The sequence below is a fragment of the Streptomyces sp. NPDC053069 genome (assembly GCF_044546895.1).
Classification (GTDB): domain Bacteria; phylum Actinomycetota; class Actinomycetes; order Streptomycetales; family Streptomycetaceae; genus Streptomyces.
Genome location: NZ_JBITZN010000010.1, coordinates 135,021 through 155,083, shown reverse-complemented (window position 1 = coordinate 155,083; position 20,063 = coordinate 135,021). Strand labels below are relative to the sequence as shown.

At 71.6% G+C, this 20,063-nt stretch carries 17 protein-coding genes, 1 tRNA gene and 1 pseudogene; 4 read left to right on the top strand and 15 right to left on the bottom strand.

The annotated features are described in order from the left end of the window. Window positions 1–8: 8 nt before the first annotated feature. The 6 genes from pdxT to pgsA all read right to left on the bottom strand — a co-directional run bounded on the left by pdxT (window position 9) and on the right by pgsA (window position 5,302). Window positions 9–614 (bottom strand): pyridoxal 5'-phosphate synthase glutaminase subunit PdxT, encoded by a 606-nt coding sequence (gene pdxT, locus ACIGXP_RS23970; protein ID WP_363216446.1) that lies wholly within the window; start codon window positions 612–614, stop codon window positions 9–11. 26 nt (window positions 615–640) lie between these two features. Beyond that, the gene (gene pdxS / locus ACIGXP_RS23965) at window positions 641–1,546 is read right to left on the bottom strand and encodes a pyridoxal 5'-phosphate synthase lyase subunit PdxS (protein ID WP_363216447.1); all 906 of its coding nucleotides are present in this window, start codon (window positions 1,544–1,546) and stop codon (window positions 641–643) included. 125 nt (window positions 1,547–1,671) lie between these two features. Then, window positions 1,672–2,214 carry a hypothetical protein gene (locus tag ACIGXP_RS23960; RefSeq protein ID WP_363216448.1) on the bottom strand — a complete coding sequence of 181 codons (543 nt, stop codon included), beginning with the start codon at window positions 2,212–2,214 and terminating at the stop codon, window positions 1,672–1,674. Between the two features lie 306 nt (window positions 2,215–2,520). After that, on the bottom strand, window positions 2,521–3,684 hold the full coding sequence (locus ACIGXP_RS23955; RefSeq protein WP_363216449.1) for a glycosyltransferase family 4 protein: 1,164 nt from the start codon (window positions 3,682–3,684) through the stop codon (window positions 2,521–2,523). Next, window positions 3,681–4,589, bottom strand: a complete 909-nt coding sequence (locus tag ACIGXP_RS23950) for a phosphatidylinositol mannoside acyltransferase (RefSeq protein WP_363216450.1) — start codon at window positions 4,587–4,589, stop codon at window positions 3,681–3,683. Before ACIGXP_RS23950 ends, ACIGXP_RS23955 begins: the two co-directional genes overlap by 4 nt. Next, the gene (gene pgsA, locus ACIGXP_RS23945) at window positions 4,586–5,302 is read right to left on the bottom strand and encodes a phosphatidylinositol phosphate synthase (RefSeq protein ID WP_363216459.1); all 717 of its coding nucleotides are present in this window, start codon (window positions 5,300–5,302) and stop codon (window positions 4,586–4,588) included. The genes ACIGXP_RS23950 and pgsA overlap by 4 nt, the downstream gene beginning before the upstream one ends. A 240-nt stretch (window positions 5,303–5,542) precedes the next feature. Here pgsA and ACIGXP_RS23940 point away from each other — a divergent pair, with 240 nt between their 5' ends. Continuing rightward, window positions 5,543–7,744: an elongation factor G-like protein EF-G2 gene (locus ACIGXP_RS23940; protein ID WP_399771312.1), complete on the top strand. Its 2,202-nt coding sequence runs from the start codon at window positions 5,543–5,545 to the stop codon at window positions 7,742–7,744. A 175-nt stretch (window positions 7,745–7,919) separates the two neighbouring features. Continuing rightward, on the top strand, window positions 7,920–9,566 hold the full coding sequence (locus ACIGXP_RS23935; protein ID WP_363216452.1) for a hypothetical protein: 1,647 nt from the start codon (window positions 7,920–7,922) through the stop codon (window positions 9,564–9,566). A gap of 30 nt (window positions 9,567–9,596) precedes the next feature. Here ACIGXP_RS23935 and ACIGXP_RS23930 read toward each other — a convergent pair whose 3' ends face one another. Continuing rightward, the gene (locus ACIGXP_RS23930; RefSeq protein ID WP_363216453.1) at window positions 9,597–10,154 is read right to left on the bottom strand and encodes an HIT domain-containing protein; all 558 of its coding nucleotides are present in this window, start codon (window positions 10,152–10,154) and stop codon (window positions 9,597–9,599) included. 67 nt (window positions 10,155–10,221) lie between these two features. Here ACIGXP_RS23930 and ACIGXP_RS23925 point away from each other — a divergent pair, with 67 nt between their 5' ends. Then, window positions 10,222–10,890 carry a potassium channel family protein gene (locus ACIGXP_RS23925; RefSeq protein ID WP_399771309.1) on the top strand — a complete coding sequence of 223 codons (669 nt, stop codon included), beginning with the start codon at window positions 10,222–10,224 and terminating at the stop codon, window positions 10,888–10,890. A 28-nt stretch (window positions 10,891–10,918) separates the two neighbouring features. Here ACIGXP_RS23925 and thrS read toward each other — a convergent pair whose 3' ends face one another. The 3 genes from thrS to ACIGXP_RS23910 all read right to left on the bottom strand — a co-directional run bounded on the left by thrS (window position 10,919) and on the right by ACIGXP_RS23910 (window position 14,790). Next, window positions 10,919–12,895, bottom strand: a complete 1,977-nt coding sequence (gene thrS / locus ACIGXP_RS23920) for a threonine--tRNA ligase (RefSeq protein ID WP_399771306.1) — start codon at window positions 12,893–12,895, stop codon at window positions 10,919–10,921. Between the two features lie 99 nt (window positions 12,896–12,994). Continuing rightward, window positions 12,995–14,227 carry a hypothetical protein gene (locus tag ACIGXP_RS23915; protein WP_363216456.1) on the bottom strand — a complete coding sequence of 411 codons (1,233 nt, stop codon included), beginning with the start codon at window positions 14,225–14,227 and terminating at the stop codon, window positions 12,995–12,997. Next, window positions 14,224–14,790, bottom strand: a complete 567-nt coding sequence (locus ACIGXP_RS23910; protein ID WP_399771302.1) for a DUF4365 domain-containing protein — start codon at window positions 14,788–14,790, stop codon at window positions 14,224–14,226. The genes ACIGXP_RS23915 and ACIGXP_RS23910 overlap by 4 nt, the downstream gene beginning before the upstream one ends. Window positions 14,791–14,958: 168 nt before the next feature. Here ACIGXP_RS23910 and ACIGXP_RS23905 point away from each other — a divergent pair, with 168 nt between their 5' ends. After that, window positions 14,959–15,684, top strand: a complete 726-nt coding sequence (locus ACIGXP_RS23905) for a 3'-5' exonuclease (protein WP_360099333.1) — start codon at window positions 14,959–14,961, stop codon at window positions 15,682–15,684. A 178-nt stretch (window positions 15,685–15,862) separates the two neighbouring features. On the opposite strand, the gene ACIGXP_RS23900 is transcribed toward ACIGXP_RS23905, so the two are convergent. The 5 genes and pseudogenes from ACIGXP_RS23900 to ACIGXP_RS23880 form a co-directional block, all read right to left on the bottom strand. Then, entirely contained in the window at window positions 15,863–17,680 is a 1,818-nt protein-coding gene (locus ACIGXP_RS23900; RefSeq protein ID WP_399771299.1) for a DUF2207 domain-containing protein, read from the bottom strand. A gap of 71 nt (window positions 17,681–17,751) precedes the next feature. Continuing rightward, a tRNA-Val gene (locus ACIGXP_RS23895) sits at window positions 17,752–17,823 on the bottom strand. Between the two features lie 39 nt (window positions 17,824–17,862). Continuing rightward, window positions 17,863–18,309, bottom strand: a complete 447-nt coding sequence (locus ACIGXP_RS23890; RefSeq protein WP_363220970.1) for an SRPBCC family protein — start codon at window positions 18,307–18,309, stop codon at window positions 17,863–17,865. Window positions 18,310–18,596: 287 nt separating this feature from the next. Then, window positions 18,597–18,911, bottom strand: a pseudogene (locus ACIGXP_RS23885) (ABC transporter substrate-binding protein); the annotation flags it as partial. Beyond that, complete coding sequence (locus tag ACIGXP_RS23880) at window positions 18,887–19,906, bottom strand: alpha/beta hydrolase (RefSeq protein WP_399771295.1); 1,020 nt, start codon at window positions 19,904–19,906, stop codon at window positions 18,887–18,889. The pseudogene ACIGXP_RS23885 and the gene ACIGXP_RS23880, both read right to left, overlap by 25 nt. Window positions 19,907–20,063: the final 157 nt, after the last annotated feature.

The window sequence follows — 20,063 nt, the reverse complement described above, 5'->3', positions numbered from 1 at the left end:
CAGAGATCCTACAAGGACTCGGCGGTCCCGTTGGCGCGCACCATGTCGACGAACAGCGAGTGAACACGGTGGTCGCCGGTCAGTTCCGGGTGGAACGACGTGGCGAGCGCGTTGCCCTGGCGGACGGCGACGATGTGGCCGTCGTGCTCGGCGAGCACCTCGGCCCCGGCACCCACGGACTCCACCCAGGGAGCGCGGATGAAGACGCCCTCCACAGGATCGCCCGGAATGCCCTTCACGTCGACCGCGGCCTCGAAGGACTCGTTCTGGCGGCCGAAGGCGTTGCGGCGCACGATCATGTCGATGCCGCCGATGGTCTCCTGGCCCGAGCGCGGGTCGAGGATCTTGTCGGCGAGCATGATCATGCCGGCGCAGGTGCCGTAGACGGGCATACCGTCACGCACGCGCGCGCGGAGGGGCTCCATCACGCCGAAGAGGATGGCCAGCTTGGAGATGGTGGTGGACTCGCCGCCGGGCAGCACGAGGCCGTCGACCTCGGCGAGTTCCTCGGGGCGCCGCACCGGCCTGGCCACGGCGTCGGCCGCGGCCAGGGCGATGAGGTGCTCCCGTACGTCGCCCTGGAGGGCCAGGACGCCTATGACAGGAGTGTTCATGGGGTGGTGTACCTGTGAGCCTGTGATTACCAGCCGCGGTTCGCGTACCGCTCGGCCTCGGGCAGGGTGTCGCAGTTGATGCCGACCATGGCCTCGCCGAGGTTGCGGGACGCGTCCGCGATGATCTTCGGGTCGTCGTAGAAGGTGGTGGCCTTCACGATGGCGGCGGCGCGCTTGGCCGGGTCGCCGGACTTGAAGATGCCGGAGCCGACGAAGACGCCCTCGGCGCCGAGCTGACGCATCAGGGCGGCGTCGGCCGGGGTGGCCACGCCACCGGCGGAGAAGAGGACCACCGGGAGCTTGCCCAGCTCGGCGACCTCCTTGACCAGCTCGTACGGGGCGCGCAGCTCCTTGGCGGCGGCGTACAGCTCGTGGTTGTCGAAGCCGCGCAGCTTGGCGATCTCGTTCTTGATCTGGCGCAGGTGACGGACGGCCTCGACGACGTTGCCGGTGCCGGCCTCGCCCTTGGAGCGGATCATCGCGGCGCCCTCGGCGATGCGGCGCAGGGCCTCGCCGAGGTTGGTGGCACCGCACACGAACGGGGTGGTGAAGGCCCACTTGTCGGAGTGGTTGACCTCGTCGGCCGGGGTGAGCACCTCGGACTCGTCGATGTAGTCGACGCCGAGGGACTGCAGGACCTGGGCCTCGACGAAGTGGCCGATGCGGGACTTGGCCATGACCGGGATCGAGACGGCGTCGATGATGCCCTCGATCATGTCCGGGTCGGACATACGGGCCACGCCGCCGTCCTTGCGGATGTCGGCCGGGACCCGCTCCAGGGCCATGACGGCGACGGCGCCCGCGTCCTCGGCGATCTTCGCCTGCTCCGGCGTGACGACGTCCATGATCACGCCGCCCTTGAGCTGCTCGGCCATGCCGCGCTTCACGCGGGCGGTGCCGGTCTCGGGAGCCTGGTTCTCGATGGTGGACACGGGTGACCTCACTGATGGGAAAGAGGGTTTGTGCACCGACGAGGAAACGCGAGTGGACCAGGCCACAGCAAGGGCCAATGGCAAGCCGGTGGATCCTTTTCGTCCGGGGAAGGTTCCCCGCGGGTTCAGGAGGCCCGCTCCACCAGGGCCGCGGGGGGCTCGTCGTCCATCTCGAACGCCAGCGGGAAGGGGGCGTGCCCGGCCAGCCGGAACCAGCGGACCTTGCGGTGCTCGCGGAGTCTGCGGGCGGCTCCTACGGCGTCGTTGTGGAAGCGACGGGCCATCGGGACCCGGCGGACGGCCTCGGCCAGCTCACGGGCCGCCTCCTCGCCGCCCGGGGCCTCACGTACGGCCTCCACCTGGCCGGGGTCCTCGAAGACCGCGCGCAGCGCCTGGCTCAGCTCGCTCTCGGCGACCTCCCGCTGCTCCTCCTCGGCCTGCCGGGCGGCGTGGGCGGCCTCGTACAGCACGATCGAGGCGGCCGGGTCCAGCACTCCCGAGGTGGCCAGTTCCTGTGTGACGGAGGCCCTGCGCAGCAGCTGTGCGTCGAGCGCGGCCCGCGCGGCGTCCATCCGCACGTGCAGCCGGTCCAGCCGCCCGGCCGTCCAGCTCAGGTACACGCCGATCGCGACGAGCGCGACGAGGATCCAGATGAGGGTTGCGGTCACGGCGGAAGGCTATCGGCTGCCAGTGGGCACCCCCTGCGCCGCCCGAAGCCACCCGCCGCCGGTCTCCGCCCCCGCGCCGCCTGAGGCCATCCGCCGCCGGTCGCCAGCCCCCAAGACGGCCGAGGGACATGGGCGTGCCCAGCAGCGCCGGACACCCGTCGATCCCGGGCCGGCCGAGCCGCACCCGGACACCGCTCAAGCCCACGCCGGCCGAACCGCACCCGAACACCACTCAAGCCCACGCCGGCCGAACCCCGCCCGAACACCACTCAAGCCCACACCAGCCGGACCGGACCGGGCCGTTCGTCAGTCCCGTGCCAGACCGAACCGCGCCCGCAGGCCCGTCGTCCGCTCGTCCGCGGCGACCGCCGCCGCGCCGGCCGTGACCGTCTCGTAGACGGACAGGATGTCCGCGCCGACCGTCGACCAGTCGAACCGCCGCACGTGCGTGCTCCCGCGCTCGCGCAGCTCCTCCCGGCGCGCCGGGTCCTCCAGCAGGCGTACGGCCGCCTCGGCGAGCGCGTCGGCGTCCTCGTTGGCGAAGACCTCGCCGGCCTCGCCCTGGTCGAGTACCTGGACGAAGGCGTCGAGGTCGGAGGCGAGCACGGGGGCGCCCGCCGACATGGCCTCGACCAGGATGATGCCGAAGCTCTCGCCGCCGGTGTTGGGCGCGACGTACAGATCGACGCTGCGCAGGAAGCGCGCCTTGTCCTCGTCGCTGATCATGCCGAGGAACTCGACCCGGGAGCGGAGCTCCCGGGGCAGGTCCTCGACGGCCGCCTCCTCGTCGCCGCGGCCCGCGACCAGCAGCCGGGTCTGCGGGCGGGCGGCGAGAATCTTCGGCAGGGCCTTCATCAGGACGGGCAGGCCCTTGCGGGGCTCGTCGATACGGCCGATGAACCCGATGGTGTCGCCCTGCCACTCCTGCTTGGGCTCGGCCTTGGCGAAGAAGTCGACGTCGACGCCGTTGGGGATGACCACCGCATCCCCGCCGAGGTGTTCGACCAGGGTCCGGCGGGCGTACTCGCTGACCGCGATCCGGGCGCTGATCTTCTCCAGGGCGGCCTGCAGGATGGCGTACGCGGCGATCATCGCGCGCGAGCGCGGGTTGGAGGTGTGGAAGGTGGCCACGATCGGCCCGGAGGCCGCCCAGCAGGTCAGCAGGCCGAGCGAGGGCGAGGTCGGTTCGTGGATGTGGACCACGTCGAAGGCGCCGTCGTGCAGCCAGCGCCGCACCCGGGCGGCCGAGAGGAAGCCGAAGTTCAGGCGGGCCACTGAGCCGTTGTAGGGCACCGGGACGGCACGGCCGGCCGAGACGACGTACGGCGGCAGCGGGGTGTCGTCGTCGGCCGGGGCGAGGACGGAGACGTCGTGGCCGAGGCGGATGAAGTACTCGGCGAGGTCGCGGATGTGGAATTGGACGCCACCGGGCACGTCCCAGGAGTACGGGCAGACGATCCCGATTCTCACGAGGGTCCCTTCGCGGGGTCGAGGTCGGCGAGCCACAGCCGCTGGAGCATGTGCCAGTCCTCCGGATGGTCGGCGATCCCGGTGGCGAAGGCGTCGGCCAGCGCCTGTGTCATGACGGACGTCTTCTCGGCCCGCGTACCTGACTGCGGTACCTCGACCGGGGAGTGCACACGGCCCTGCATGACGGGCGAGTCGTCGTACCAGAGGGTGACCGGGAGCAGCAGGGCGCCGGTCTGCTGGGCGAGCAGGGCGGGGCCCGCGGGCATCCGGGTCCGCTCACCGAAGAAGTCGACCTCTACGCCGGAGGCGGACAGGTCCCGGTCGGCGACCAGGCAGACCAGGCCGCCGTCGCGCAGCCTGCGGGCCAGGGTGCCGAAGGCCGAGCCGCCGCTGTGCGGCAGGACCTCCATGCCGAGGCCCTCGCGATAGGCGACGAAACGGTCGTAGAGCGTTTCGGGCTTGAGCCGCTCGGCGACCGTGGTGAAGGGCGTCTCCAGCTTGGTGGTGACCCAGGCGCCGGCGAGGTCGTAGTTGGCCATGTGCGGCAGGGCAAGGACCACGCCTTTGCCTGCGGCCAGCCCGTCGGTGAGGAAATGTATGTCCTTGGGGTCGAAGCCCGACTTCACGCGCTCGCGGCTCCAGGCCGGCAGCCGGAAGGACTCCATCCAGTAGCGCAGGTAGGAGCGCATGCCCGCGCGGGACAGCGCGCGCAGCCGCTCGGGGCCGGCGTCGGGCAGCACGCGCGCGTAGTTCGACTCCAGGCGCTGCACACCCTTGCCGCGCTGTTTCCAGGCCAGGTCGGCGATCGTCCGGCCGAGGCGGACCGCGGCCGGTTCGGGGAGCTTCTTGACGGTGCTCCAGCCGGCGCCGTAGAGCGCGTCGGTGAGCCGTTCGGCGGCGCTCACTGGGCGGCCTCGGCGTTCTGCTGGGCCGCCGCCTCCGCCTCGGCGGACTCGCGGCGGACCGTGACGACCCGCTGGATCAGCGTGACGAGGCTGCCGACGGCGACGATCCACAGGGCGATCGGCAGCAGCCACTGGATGCCCGGCACACCGAACTTGTGCAGGCCCGCGAAACCGGCCGCGACCAGCGAGATCACCAGCCGCTCGGCGCGTTCGACGAGGCCGTTGACGGCGACCGGCAGTCCGATGGACTCGCCGCGCGCCTTGGTGTAGGACACCACCTGGCCGCTGGCCAGGCAGAAGATCGAGACCGCGCACAGTGCGTTGTTGTGGCCGTGGCCCGCGTACCAGAGCGCGAAGCCGCCGAAGATGGCACCGTCGGCGACCCGGTCGAGGGTGGAGTCGAGGAACGCGCCCCAGCGGCTGGAGCGGCCCAGCTGACGGGCCATGTTGCCGTCGACCAGGTCGGAGAAGACGAACAGGGTGATCACGACCGTGCCCCAGAAGAACTCGCCCCGGGGGTAGAAGACCAGCGCACCCGCGACCACACCGGCCGTGCCGATGAGCGTGACCGTGTCGGGGCTCACGCCCCGGCGGATGAGAAACGCGGCGAACGGTGTGAGGACACGCGTGAAGAATGCACGCGCGTACTTGTTCAGCATGGCCTTCCCGACGGTCGGTGTCGCCGCGGCCCTGGTGGCCTCCGGCTGGCCCATCGTAGCCACGCGCACGCGTGCGTGACGGGCGGGCACCCGCAGCCCGTGGAGCGAACCGGCGTGCGCCGCCGCGCGCGGGCGCGCGGGACGCGATCGGCGTCCGCGGCTGTCGTTCGTATGGACGCAGCGTGACGGGAGTGGAAAGCTCGAATAACCGCGGGCGTCGCCGGAGCCGCCAGTGCACGCGGGTCCCGCGTGTCCGCGCCCACAGTGACCTCACCGTGCACGGGAGGCAGGATCATGGGCGACAAGACTCAGACACACCACCCCGGGGCCGCCGGCAGGGCTCTTGAGGCCGACCAGCCCGCGTCCGTACGGAACGTGGTGCTGGTCGGCCACTCCGGTTCGGGCAAGACGACTCTGGTGGAGGCCCTCGCGCTGACCGCGGGGGCGGTGAACCGGGCGGGCCGCAAGGAGGACGGCGGCACCGTCTCGGACTACGACGAGATCGAGCACCGGCAGCAGCGCTCCGTACAGCTCTCCCTGGTGCCCGTCGAATGGGACGGCATCAAGATCAACCTGCTCGACACCCCCGGCTACGCCGACTTCGTCGGGGAGCTCAGGGCCGGTCTGCGCGCCGCGGACGCGGCCCTGTTCGTCGTCTCCGCCTCGGACGGCGTGGACGGCTCCACCCGGATGGTCTGGGAGGAGTGCGCGGCCGTCGGCATGCCGCGGGCGATCGTGATCACGCACCTGGAGGCCGCGCGCGCGGACTTCGAGGAGATGACGCGGATCTGCGCGGAGGCCTTCGGCGGCGACGATCCCGACGCCGTGCTCCCGCTGTACCTGCCGCTGCGCGGCCCCGAGGGGCCCGACGGGCACGCGCCCGTGACCGGGCTGATCGGGCTGCTCTCGCAGAAGCTGTTCGACTACTCGACCGGGGAGCGCAAGGAGTCCGAACCCGGCGAGGACCAGCTGCCGGACATCGAGGAGGCCCGCAACCGGCTCATCGAGGGGATCATCGCCGAGAGCGAGGACGAGACCCTCATGGAGCGCTATCTCGGCGGCGAACAGGTCGACGTCACGACACTGGTCCAGGACCTGGAGCGGGCCGTCGCCCGTGGCTCGTTCTTCCCCGTCCTGGCCGCCGCCCCCGCCGCCGAGGGCGCCAGGCAGGGCCTCGGCACGGTCGAGCTGCTGGAGCTGGTCACCGGCGGCTTCCCGACCCCGTTCGAGCACCCGCTGCCCGACGTCACCACCATCGACGGCAAGCCGCGCGAGCTGAAGCCGTGCGACACCGCCGGCCCGCTGGTCGCCGAGGTCGTCAAGACCTCCTCCGACCCCTACGTCGGCCGTGTCTCGCTGGTGCGCGTCTTCTCCGGCACCCTGCGCCCCGACCAGACGGTGCACGTCTCGGGGCACGGGCTGGCCGACCGCGGCCACGAGGACCACGACGTCGACGAGAAGGTCGGCGCCCTGACCATGCCCTTCGGCAAGCAGCAGCGTCCGGTGACGCACGCCGTGGCCGGCGACCTGGTGTGTGTGGCCAAGCTGGGCCGGGCCGAGACCGGGGACACGCTCTCCGCGAAGGACGACCCGCTGCTGATGGAGCCGTGGCGGATGCCCGACCCGCTGCTGCCGATCGCCATCCAGGCGCACAGCAAGGCCGACGAGGACAAGCTCTCGCAGGGCCTGTCCCGGCTGGTGGCCGAGGATCCGACGATGCGGCTGGAGCAGAACCAGGACACCCACCAGGTGGTCCTGTGGTGCCTGGGCGAGGCCCACGCGGACGTCGCCCTGGAACGGCTGCGCAGCCGCTACGGCGTCCAGGTCGACGTCGTCCCGCACAAGGTCTCCCTGCGCGAGACGTTCGCGAACAAGGCCACCGGACGCGGGCGGCATGTGAAGCAGTCCGGCGGACACGGGCAGTACGCCATCTGCGAGATCGAGGTGGAGCCGCTGCCGGGCGGCTCGGGCATCGAGTTCGTGGACAAGGTGGTCGGCGGCGCCGTACCGCGCCAGTTCATCCCGTCCGTGGAGAAGGGCGTGCGGGCCCAGGCCGCCAAGGGCGTCGCCGCCGGCTATCCGCTCGTGGACGTACGGGTCACGCTGGTCGACGGCAAGGCGCACTCGGTGGACTCCTCCGACGCCGCGTTCCAGACCGCGGGCGCGCTGGCGCTGCGCGAGGCCGCGGCGGACGCGAAGATCCATCTGCTGGAGCCGGTGGCCGAGGTGTCCGTGCTGGTCGGCGACGATTACGTGGGCGCCGTGATGAGCGACCTGTCCAGCCGGCGCGGCCGGGTGCTCGGCACCGAGCAGGTGGGCTCGGGGCGGACCGTGATCCGGGCCGAGGTGCCGGAGTTCGAGATCGGCCGGTACGCCGTCGACCTGCGCTCGCTGTCGCACGGCACGGCCCGTTTCGACCGCTCGTACGCCCGGCACGAGCCGATGCCGCCGCAGATCGCCGAGCGGATCCGTGAACAGGCGGGTGACAACGGCTAGCTGACGGTACGTCATCGGGCGCACAACCCGGCGCACGGGCGGGCGGCTTCGGCCGTCCGCCCGCGCGCTGTCGGTGGCGGCGGATACGCTGATCACAACGAGGGCCTGTTCAACAGGTGTGCGGGGCGAGGAAGTCGGGAAGGCCGCAGTAGCAAGGCCGACGATGGGGGCGGGAATGTCGTTGGGAACGGAGTGGGACGGGCCCCAGGTGCCCGTCTCGGGCGACGAGGGCCAGGCGGCGACCTCCGCGTTGGCCTCCGCGGCCTACCGGGACAGCCCGATCGAGGAGATCAAGAAGGCCGACAACGAATGGCATCAGTCGACCGTCAAGGCCGGCAAGATCGCGCTGCTGAGGCCCAATCTCGGTGAGGCCTTCTCGCGGGCCGTGGTCGCCCGGATGCTCGCTCCCGGCCGCAAGCCGCTCATCCAGTCCTTCGGCTCCGAGCCCCAGTTCGTGGTGGAGCACTGCCTCGCGGCCAACAACATCCGCCGGGAGCGCGACAACCGCCTGACCGCAGTGACGGTCCTGTGCGGAGTGCTCTTCCTGCCGGGCCTGATCGCCTGGCTGCTCGTGTTCCAGCTGCGCACGTTCGTCGCCAAGCGTGACGACAGGCGGGCCGGGACGCTCGCCACCGTGCTGCTCACCGGCGTCGGCGTGCTGGCCGCGCTGTTCCTGGTCAAGATGCCGTTCAGCGGCTTCTGGGCGTGGTATGCCCGGGCGTGCGTCGTGCTGCCGGTGCTCGGCTGGTTCTGGGCCAAGCAGATCTGCGAGCGCACGGCCAGGGATCTGCGGGCCCGCTGGGGCGGCCTGCTCTCGGGCACCAGTGTGGGCGCCAAGGTCCCCGAGGCCGTGCCGCGCGGACCCAACCAGACGGCGGCCGAGGAGCTGCGCCAGTCGCTGGCCCGGCTCAGCGCCGAGCAGCAGTCGAACTCGGTCTTCTACGCCGGTCCCAAGGGCATACTCGGCATGGGCACCCGCTGGGGCGCCTGGCAGCTCGCCGAGGATCTGCTGCCCGCCGATCCGACCCGGGAGATCCATCCCTTCCGCAGCTGGGACGTCGTACGCGCGATCCACGACCAGCTCGCCCTGCTGGAGCGCGGCCCGCTGAACACCGGCGGCTTCCCCAAGCCGGCGATACGGCACTGGATCGTCACCCCGATCGGCGAGAAGGCCGCGGAGGTGGCCCGGCCCGAGGGCACCGACGTCGAGGCCTTCCAGGTGAAGCCGCACGCGATACAGGAGATCTGCAACAAGCAGCAGTTCGGCAGCGGCGACCGGCACTATCTAGGCGTGCAGTGGACGCTGTGGGACGGGCAGCTGGTCCTCACCATGCTGATCACGGTGACGGTGCTGCACGAGACGCTGCGCATCGAGGTCACCGGGCATGCGCTCGGACCGGTGAACCCGGTGTTCACCTCCAAGCCGGAGCCGCCGAGCAAGGAGGTCGCCAAGTCCCTCAAGCCGTGGGAGACCCGGAAGGTGATGCTGCCGCTGGTCACCACCGACGAGGTGGTACGACTCGCCGCGCGCGCCCCGCTGACCTGGTACCCGCCGCTGCTCAACTGGCTCGGCGGCTCGCTGGTCCTGCCGGAGCCCTTCGGCCTGCGGCACGCCTGGGCCGACCAGCCGTGGCGGCACCGCTTCATGGCCGACGACGCGCTGCGCGCGGCCACACCGGTGCTGCGGGTGGTGCACTCGGCGGCGATCAGGGTGCTGGAGGAGAACGGCGTGGACACGGAGAAGTTCGGCATGCGCTCGGGCGTCCTCAGCGGGTTGGTGCAGGACCCGACGCCGCGGAAGGCGGACCTGTACGACGCGTGAGCGGTGCCCTCCGCGGAGGGCACCTCGGACCTACGCGGGCCACGCCTCCGCCAGCATCTTCCTGGTGTCGGCCAAGAGCTGCGGCAGCACCTTCGTGTGGCCCACGACCGGCATGAAGTTCGTGTCGCCGCCCCAGCGGGGGACGACGTGCTGGTGGAGGTGGGCGGCGATACCTGCGCCGGCGACGGTGCCCTGGTTCATGCCGATGTTGAAGCCGTGCGCGCCGGACGCGGAGCGCAGGGCCGTCATCGCCTGCTTGGTCAGCTCGGCCAGTTCGGCGGTCTCCGGGCCGGTCAGCTCGGTGTAGTCGGCGACGTGCCGGTAGGGCACGGTCATCAGGTGGCCGCCGTTGTACGGGTAGAGGTTGAGCACGGCGTACACATGATCGCCGCGCCGGACGATCAGACCGTCCTCGTCGGACTTGGCCGGGATCGAGCAGAACGGGCAGCCGTCGTCGGCCCCCGGGCCGCTCGGCTTGTTCTCACCCTGGATGTAGGCCATCCGGTGGGGCGTCCACAGGCGCTGGAACGCGTCCTGCGTCCCCACTCCGATCTGCTGCTCCGGCTCAGTCGTCATGCTAGGCAGCATATGGCTTCGCCCGTTCGCGGCGTGTCGCCGGGGCAACGGGAGCGGGTGCACCGGCCAAGCTTGGCCGGTGGACGACGACAGCAGAACGCAGCGCTGGGAACGCTGGGAGGGGCGCGCCGCGGTGCCGCTCGGCATCGCGTCGTTCGTCTATCTCGCCGGCTACGCGGCGCATGTGCTGGCGCGGGACCTGCCCCCGGCCCTGGACGACGTCCTGCGCGTGATCATCGCTGCCGCCTGGGCGGTGTTCGTCGTCGACTACGCGATGCACTGGCGGCTGAGCGGCCGTGGGCCCGGCTTCGTGACCCGACACTGGCTGGACACGCTGGTCGTGCTGCTGCCGTTGCTGTGGCCGCTGCGTATCGTGCGGCTGTACGACGTGGTCCAGCGGCGGCGCGGTGCCGCACGCCTCGCGCTGCACGCGCGCGTGATGCTGTACGCCAGCCTGTCCGCGGTGCTGCTGGGCTTCTCCGGTGCCCTCGCGGTGTACCAGGCGGAGCGTGGCGCTCCGCACGCCACGATCCGGACGTTCGGTGACTCGGTCTGGTGGACCTGCGCGACCCTGACGACGGTCGGCTACGGCGACATGGCCCCGGTGACGGCCCTGGGCCGGGTCCTCGCGGTGGGGTTGATGGCCTGCGGTCTCGCTCTGCTCGGCGCGATCACCGGCTCGTTCTCCTCGCTGCTGTTGCAACGGTTCGCCCGGGGCACGGACGAGGAAGGGCCCCCGGGGAGCTGATCCCGGGGGCCCTTCGGGGTGGTGCGGGTCAGACCTGGACCCGGTCCTCCACGACCTTCGCGATCTTCGCGATGGCCTCGTCCAACGGGATGCCGTTCTCCTGGGAGCCGTCGCGGTAGCGGAAGGAGACCGAGCCGCCCGACATGTCCTCGTCGCCCGCGATGACCATGAAGGGCACCTTCTGCTTCTGGGCGTTGCGGATCTTCTTCTGCATGCGGTCCGAGGAGGAGTCCACCTCGACCCGCAGGCCCTTCTTCCGCGCCTCGGCGGCGAACTTCTCCAGGTACTCGACGTGCGCGTCTCCCACCGGGATACCGAGCGCCTGGACCGGCGCCAGCCACGCCGGGAAGGCTCCCGCGTAGTGCTCCAGGAGGACGGCGAAGAACCGCTCGATGGAGCCGAACAGCGCGCGGTGGATCATGACCGGACGCTGCTTGGAACCGTCGGGGCCGGTGTACTCCAGGTTGAACCGCTCGGGCAGGTTGAAGTCGAGCTGGATGGTCGACATCTGCCAGGTCCGGCCGATCGCGTCCTTGGCCTGGACGGAGATCTTCGGGCCGTAGAAGGCGGCGCCGCCCGGGTCGGGCACGAGGGGCAGACCCTGCTTCTCGGCGACCTGGCGGAGGGTCTCCGTGGCCTCTTCCCAGACCTCGTCGGAGCCGACGAACTTCTCGGGGTCCTTGGTCGACAGCTCCAGGTAGAAGTCGGTGAGGCCGTAGTCGCGCAGCAGCCCCAGGACGAACGTGAGCGTCTTGTCCAGCTCCTCGGACATCTGCTCACGGGTGCAGTAGATGTGCGCGTCGTCCTGCGTGAAGCCGCGGGCACGGGTCAGGCCGTGCACGACGCCCGACTTCTCGTACCGGTACACGGTCCCGAACTCGAAGAGACGCAGCGGCAGTTCGCGGTAGGACCGGCCGCGCGCGTCGAAGATCAGGTTGTGCATCGGGCAGTTCATGGGCTTGAGGTAGTAGTCCACGCCCTCGTCGAGCTGCATGGGCGGGTACATGCCCTCGGCGTACCAGTCCAGGTGCCCGGACGTCTCGAAGAGCTTCCCCTTCGTCGCGTGCGGGGTGTAGACGAACTCGTAGCCCTCTTCCTCGTGGCGGCGCCGCGAGTAGTCCTCCATGACCCGGCGGATGATGCCGCCCTTGGGGTGGAAGACGGCGAGGCCGGAGCCGATCTGCTCGGGGATCGAGAAGAGGTCCAGCTCGGTGCCGAGCTTGCGGTGATCGCGCTTCTCGGCCTCGGCGAGGAAGTCCAGGTGCGCCTTCAGCTCGTCCTTGGACGGCCAGGCGGTGCCGTAGATGCGCTGGAGCATCGGGTTCTTCTCGCTGCCGCGCCAGTAGGCGGCCGCGTTGCGCATCAGCTTGAACGCCGGGATGAGCCGGGTCGAGGGCAGGTGCGGACCGCGGCAGAGGTCCTTCCAGCACAGCTCGCCGGTCTTGGCGTCCAGGTTGTCGTAGATCGTCAGCTCGCCGGCGCCGACCTCGACGTCCGCGCCGTCGTCGTGCGACGCCGAGCCCTTGAGGCCGATCAGCTCCAGCTTGTACGGCTCGGCGGCCAGCTCCTCACGGGCGGCCTCGTCGGTGACCACACGGCGGGAGAAGCGCTGCCCGCGCTTCTGGATCTCCTGCATCTTCTTCTCGATGGCCTTGAGATCCTCGGGCGTGAACGGCTTCTCGACGTCGAAGTCGTAGTAGAAGCCGTCCTTGACGGGCGGGCCGATGCCCAGCTTCGCCTCGGGGAACAGCTCCTGCACGGCCTGCGCCATGACGTGCGCGGTGGAGTGGCGCAGGATGTTCAGGCCGTCCTCGGACGAGATCTGGACACCCTCGACCTCGTCCCCGTCGGACAGCTCGTACGCGAGGTCCTTCAGCTCGCCGGCCACGCGCGCGGCGATGATCGAGCGCTCGCCCGCGAAGAGGTCGGCGGCCGTAGTGCCCGTCGTCACCACGCGTTCTTCCCGCTCGGAATCGCGTTGGATGATCACACGGACGTCTGACACCGGTCTCTCCTGACTGAAGGTGGGGTGCGGCGCCATACCAGGAGCGCGCGCACTGGCGATCGTACCGACCCGACGGCACCGACCGCTAAACGGTCACCCTCAGTCCCCGTCCCCGTACGCTTCCCCGCAGGCTTCCTCGAAGAAGTCCAGATTTTCCTGGAGGGCCTTCATCAGCCGGTCCCGCTCGCCCTCGTCCACCTGCACGGGTACGACCCCGGACGCGCCGGTGAGCCGGCGGAAGCCGCCCCGGCGCTCCAGCCGGCCGTGCACCCGCACCGGAAGTCCGACGAGGTGGGCGTGGCCGGCGATGTGGTAGTCCTCCTCGTCGAGGGTGACGCGGATGTGCGGGACGTCGGCGCCGGAGAGGACGCGCAGCCGTACGGTGCCCTCGCCGCCCGGTCCGGAGCGGCGCATGCGGACGACGGCGCCGGTGATGCGGACCGGGACGGAGGGTTCCTCGCGCACATAGCGGGCGGCGGCCTCGCGCAGGACGGGCAGGTCCCCGGGCGAGAACTCGACGGGCTCGGCGGAGGGGGCGCAGCCCTCGGGAACGCCGGCGCCGGGTGCCCAGGCGACGGCGATCCGGGCGCCCTCGGTGCCCCTGACCAGCGCAGCGACCGCCTCGACCAGTTCGCGGCTGACTCCGGCCTCGACCGCGCCGTCGAAGGCGTCCATGCCGCCGGTGGCCCGCTGGTAGTCGATGGCCTCGCGGGCGGCGTACAGGGCCTGGTGGAGGCGGACGGCGAGCGGACGGCCGGCGGGCACGGGCACGAACGCGGTGAGGTGGCGCCCTTCGGTGGCGGGGCCGACGAGGACGTCCTGAAGGAGTGCTGCGGCGGAGCGGCGGTGGCGGGCGCCGTAGTAGCCGGCACGCGCGCGTGTGGCGAGCGCGGCGGCGAGCAGCATCTGCCGGACGCCGCCGCGCAGTTGCTCGTCGGCCGTCCAGGGCGAGGCGCCCACCGGTCCGCTCGGGGTGTCGCGCCACCAGCGGATCTCGTCGCTCGGTACGGCGAGGGAGATGAGCACCTCGCGCGCGGCGGGGGTGTCGCTGCGGGCGAGGGCGTCGAGGGCCTCGCCGAGCAGGTCGTCGCTGTCCGGGAAGGCCCGGCTCTCCGGCACGAGGAGACTGGTCCCGCCGCCGCCCGGGCCGGGCGGGGTCCAGCGGCCGTACCGGCCCGCCGCTCCCCCGCGCCGCTGCCAGCCGTGCCGGTGCAGCAGGGCGCCGAGCACGGCGGGGTCGACCTGGGCGGGGTCCGGGGGCCGGTGCCGGCCGAGATCCTCGGGATGCGGCCGGACCTGGCGCGGCAGCTCCTCGTACGGACGGCTCCTCATGGCCTGCCTCCCGTCCCGACCCGCGTCATGATCTCGCAGAGCGCCCGGTCGTCGAAGATGCGCGAGGTCGGTATCCGCACGGTGGTCCGGTGCCGGCCGGTGACAGGGTGGCCGGCGAGGTTGACCCAGTAGCAGCAGTGCCTGAGATCGAGCCGGTCGTGGCTGGCGCGCAGCCAGTCGTCCCGGGCGCGCGGGACGAGCATGACGACCAGGATCTTGTGCACCGAGACGGGTGTGCGGGCGAGCTTGCGCAGGTGGTCGTTGTCGAGCGTGAAGGAGAACGAGCGCCCCGGAGGGTTCGGCGCGACCTGGTAGGTGGCCTTGAGCTGCACCTTGATGGTGACCTCGTCGTCGACGGTGTGTCCGGGCGCGCTGTGGCTGACGTGCCAGTCGATGCCGTTGTCCGGGAAGGGCTGGGACAGCGAGCAGCCGGACGCGGCGGCGACCGCGTGCAGATAGCCGACCTGCAGTGTCTCCATGCAGGCGGTGGTGGCGAGCGTGCCGCGGAGGGGGCCCGTGCGATCGGGCAGCAGCCCGCCCCGCTCGGGCTGCACAGTGGCCATGACCAACAGCCTTCCAAGCCAAGAGTTTCCCCGCTGTGGGCCGCTGAACTGCAAAGACCCGTACTCCTGTTGTCTCCTTGCGGCGTACGGCGCAAACGGCCCGGGTATCACCAAACGGGCAGAAGACGGAACGTCACCTGCCCTGGGAGAACGAGGAGTTGGGTTGGGATGACGTACTGGTACGAGGGGCCGCTGGCCGCCTTCGACACGGAGACGACGGGCGTGGACGTCGAGACCGACCGGATCGTGTCGGCCGCCGTCGTCGTCCAGGACGCGCCGGGAACCCGGCCCCGGGTGTCCCGCTGGCTGGTGAATCCGGGGGTGCCGGTGCCCGAGGAGGCGACGGCGGTGCACGGGCTGACGGAGGAGCACCTGCAGCACAACGGCCGCTGGCCCGCGCCGGTGATGTACGAGATAGCCGAGCAGCTGGCGGAGCACGCGGCGATGGGCCGCCCGCTGGTGGTGATGAACGCGCCCTTCGATCTCACGTTGCTGGACCGGGAGTTGCGCCGGCACCGGGCGTCGTCGCTGGACCGCTGGTTCGAGTCGGTGCCGCTGAGGGTGCTGGACCCGCGGGTGCTGGACAAACACCTGGACCGCTACCGCAAGGGCCGCCGCACGCTGACGGACCTGTGCGAGCACTACGGCGTGACGCTGCAGGGCGCGCACGACGCGGGCGCGGACGCGCTGGCCGCCCTGGAGGTCGTACGGGCCCTCGGCCGCCGTTTCGCCACCCGTCTCGAACGCCTCTCCCCCGCCGAGCTGCACACGCTCCAGGCCAACTGGCACGCGGCGCAGGCGCGCGGTCTGCAGGCGTGGTTCGCGCGCAGTGGGTCGGAGGAGATCGTCCACACGGACTGGCCGTTGCGACCGGAGCTGCCGGCGGCGGCGTAGGGGCGTTCCCGGGCGGCGGCACACGGGGAGCCGCCGCCGTGCGCGCCCTGGGGTGATCGGAGAGCCGCCGCAGCATGTGGGGGGCGAGCGGCAGACGCTGCCGTACCGGCGGTGGAATCCCGGAACCGCCGCCGTGCGGAGGCGGCACCCCCGGACCGTCCCCGCACAGGCGCCGGCTTCACCAGGAGCCGCCTCCGCCGCCGCCCGCTCCGCCGCCGACGTCTCCGGAGGAGCCCCCCGCGCCGGAGCCGCCGCCGGAGCCGCCGCCGCTGGAGGACGGTGCTCTGGACGAGAGTGCGGCGGTCACGACCAGTCCGACGGCCAGCGCCGGCCCGAGCCGTACGGCGCGGGAGGAGGGCTGCCGGGTCGGCACGGCGGAGGTCTCCACGGCCCGCCGCCAGGTGTCACCGAGACCGAGGGCGACCGCCCAGGCCGTGTAGTGCCGCACCTGATCGTCGTCCAGCGGTTCCGCGTGCGGCACGGCGGACGGATCGGCGAGGTAGTGCCGGAACGCCTCGACCCGCTGCCGCTGGGCGCTGCCCTCGGGGGTGCGCCGGTGCAGCTCCCAGGCGCGCCGCGCCAGCGCGAGGCCGGCACCGTAGAGGACCCCGCCCGCGACGAGCACCGGCACCCCGACCGCCTGGCGGGCCCCGCTGAGGCCCGCGCCCACCACGGCGGTGAGGAAGCCGAGCACCGCTGCGGCGATGCCGATGTACCGTCCGGTGCGCGCGCGGCGTACGGAGGCCGCGTCCCACAGACCGGAGTCGGCCTGCCATTGCCGCAGGTGGCGGGCGAGCGCCTGCCAGCCCGTCTGGAAGGACGAGTCGTAATGGCCCAGCATGATCTCGTCACGCCCGGCGAAGATGTACCGCAGGACCTCCCTGCTGACCGGGTCGTCCGATCCCGCGCCCCTGCTGCGGCGCCGCAGGGTCGGCGCGTGCTCCGCACCCGCGAGGACGAGGTGACCGTCCGCGACGGCTTCGAGCAGCCAGGCGGTCTGGTGCCGGGGATCGACCCGCTCGTCGGCCAGGATCCCGCCCTGGGCCGGGCTCAGGCCCGGCGGGGGTGTGGCGCTCGGCGCGCCGAGGGCCGTGTCGGCGCCCTCGGGTGCGGGCCGGTCCCGGCCGAACAGGCGCAGCAGCCCGATCGCGGCCAGCGCGGCGGCGAGGGCGAGGCCGGCGGTGTACAGGGCGACCAGGAGCGGATGGGTCACGGTGGTGCCGACGGCCTTGCCGCCGGGCGGCGCGGGCAGCAGCGGCTGCGCTCCCCCCAGGGAGTGACCCCGGGTCGCGTAGAGGGTGAGTCCTTCCTTGCCCTGGAGCCGGACCGGCTTGACGGTGAGCACACCGGCGCCGGTCGGCTCCACGGCGCAGCCGCGCTCGGAGCCGTCCGTGCCCCGCACGCAGCGCGGGGCGGTGAGCAGGTGGGGGGCCACGACGTGGATCTCGACGTGCGACCGGTCGACCTGCCAGCCGGTGCCCACCGCGTCCCAGGCCATCCTGCCCTTCTTCACGACGCCCTGCAGGGTGTACTGGACGCGGTAGCGGTGCACGCCGGTGACGGCCTTGCCGGGGTCGCCGACCTTGATGCGGGTGGCGATCTCACGGCGACCGTTCGGTTCGGTGTAGTAGTCGCCCACCGTGAGTTCCCAGGGGACGCGGTGGCCGTCCATGGTGACGGCGATATGGGCCTGGTCCTCGTCGTAGGGCAGGTCCGGCAGGTCGCGGTAGATGCCGTGCCGTTCGTCGTGCGGGTATCCGAAGTCGTAGTCGATGACCTCCGTGATACGGGCGCTGCCGTCGGCGGAGATCCGCGCTCCGACCCACATCGTGGTGACCCGCTCGGTGTTGGCCGCCAGCCGGGCCAGCGCCACCACCCCGGCGAGCACCAGCACGAGCAGGAAGATCCTGATCAGACTGCGGACCCTGAGCCGGCGCGCGTCCGCACCAAGTCTCGGAACCTCCTTGCGCTGTTCGCCGCCCTGCACCTCGCCCACGACGCCCCCCTGGCATCCCGAAGCCGATGTCAAAAGAGCCGGCCCGCTGCTGCGGACCGGCTCTTTCCCGGTGGGCGATACTGGGTTCGAACCAGTGACCTCTTCGGTGTGAACGAAGCGCTCTCCCACTGAGCTAATCGCCCGGGAACGCACTGAACAATACAGGTCCCGGCGCCCTTCGTTCAAACCGCTTCCAGGTACCGCAGCAGTCCGCGCCGTCCGGCCCGCATCATCAGCCGGTGGTTGACGCGGAAGACGGGGCGGCCCGGTACCGCGAGCCGACGAAGCAGCGGTTTGCGCACCCGGACCTCCTGGTCGTAGCGGGCCAGGGTGCCCGGGCCCTCGGCGGTGACCGTCCAGCGGGCCCAGCCCTCGACGTCACCGGACAGGGACACCTCCAGCACACCGGCTCCGGGGTCGTGGCGGGTCCTGCGTGCGGTGAAGGTCATGTCGTACGGCAGGACGGACCGGATGGTGAGGACGCCGGTGGCGTCGTCCAGCCGGGTCACCGACCGGACTTGCGGCCACCAGCGGGGATAGTCCTCGGGTCGTTCCAGCACCGCGTACACGGCGGCGGGCGGCACCGGCAGGGACCACAGGCTGCGGAAGCGGTAGCGGGTCCAGTCCATGGACCGAGTGTGCCCGTACCGGTGCGGCGCATGAATCGCCGCGCATGAATCGCCGCGCATGAATCGCCGCGCATGAATCGCCGCGCATGAATCTGAGTACGCGTACTCATGTGCCGCGCCCTGGCACCGGCCACACTCGGGGGGGCGAGCGCCGCCGCCCGTGCGACGGCGCTCCCCCTTCTCCCCGGCTCGCCCGCTACGGGGGAACTTGGGGTCGTCCTGGGCGACGACCTCCGGGTCGGTGACGATGCCGGCCCTGACGCGGTTGCAGCCGTCGGTCCACCGCCCCAGGTCCATCCGGGGTACGGCTCGACGTCGGCCTTCCGGAACACCTTTTGTCGATGACGAGCGCCATGGTGTGGGAACCGACGGGAATTCCGAGCTGCTTTCCGTCGACCTCGCCGACCTTCGTCACGCCGTCCCGGAAGTGATTCAGGGTCAGATTACCGGGCCGCACTCGGGACTTGAGGTCGAGGAGAATTCCTTGCTTGTCGTACTTCCGGAGAAAGGTGACGGCATTTTGGAAAACGTCCGGGGGACTTCCGCCGGAAGGACACGTACGTCTGGAAGTCCGTCTTCACCTTGATCTTCGGATACTTCCGTGGTCGGGGAGGGTTGCGAGCCAGTCGATGAGGATCCGGTTCGTCTCCTGCGGACGTTCCTGCTGGACGAAGTGCCCGCAGCCGTCGAGGATGTGCGAGCCGAGCAGGCCGGGCAGGGTCTCGGGGTACGCCTCGACCGCGTCGGCCAGCCAGACGAGCGAGGCGTCCGCACCGCCACCGATGAACAGCGACGGCCGCGTGATCGGGGCGCCCTGCTGGTCGGACAGGTCCGCCCAGTCCCGGTCCATGTTCCGGTAACGGTTCAGCGCCCCGGTCATACCGGTCCTTTCGAACTCCCCGGCCAGGAAGTCGAGGTCCCCCTCGCCCAGCCAGGCCGGCAGCGGGCCGGTGGGGAAGCGTTCGCGCAGGGTCCCGCCTCGGCTCACGAAGTGCGGGTCGGGGGCGGCCGGGGCGGGCATGGTGTCCGCGGACAGGGCGGCGTAGAAGCCCGCCAGCCAGCCGCGCACATCGGGCTCGATCTCCGCCTCGGCCCGGCCCGGCTGCTGGAAGTACCCGACGTAGAACTCTTCCTCGTCACCGCCCATGCGCGCGAAGACGTCGCTGGGCCGTGGGCCGCCGGGCGGACTGTACGGCACGCCCAGCAGCGCCACGGCGCGGAACACGTCGGGCCTGGTCAAGGCGGAGGTGGCGGCGATCGTGGCGCCCCAGTCGTGGCCGACGACGACCGCGGACTCCTCCCCCAGCGCCTCCACCACGGCGACGTTGTCCGCGACCAGGTCGAGCATCCGGTACGCGTCCACGGCCGCCGGCCTGGAGGAACGGCCGTAGCCCCGGACGTCGACGGCCACGGCGCGGTAACCGGCGGCGGCCAGGGCCGGCAACTGGTGCCGCCAGGAGTACCAGGACTCCGGGAACCCGTGCACCAGCAACACGAGAGGGCCACGGCCCTGCTCGACCAGGTGGAGACGACCGGCCGGTGAGGGAATCAGGTGGTGGGTGGGCAACGCGCTGGTGGGCAGGGGTCCAGGGGCCATACGGCCGGTGGGCGGCGAACCAGCGGGCACGGGACCGGCAGGCAGAGGGCCGGTAGGCAGTGGGCGGGGCATGGCGGCTCCTGGGGTTGGATGGGTGGAGAGCGTGCGGATGGTGGGCGTGCGCATGCTGGGAGGCGGGCGGCTGAGGGGCGGAGGG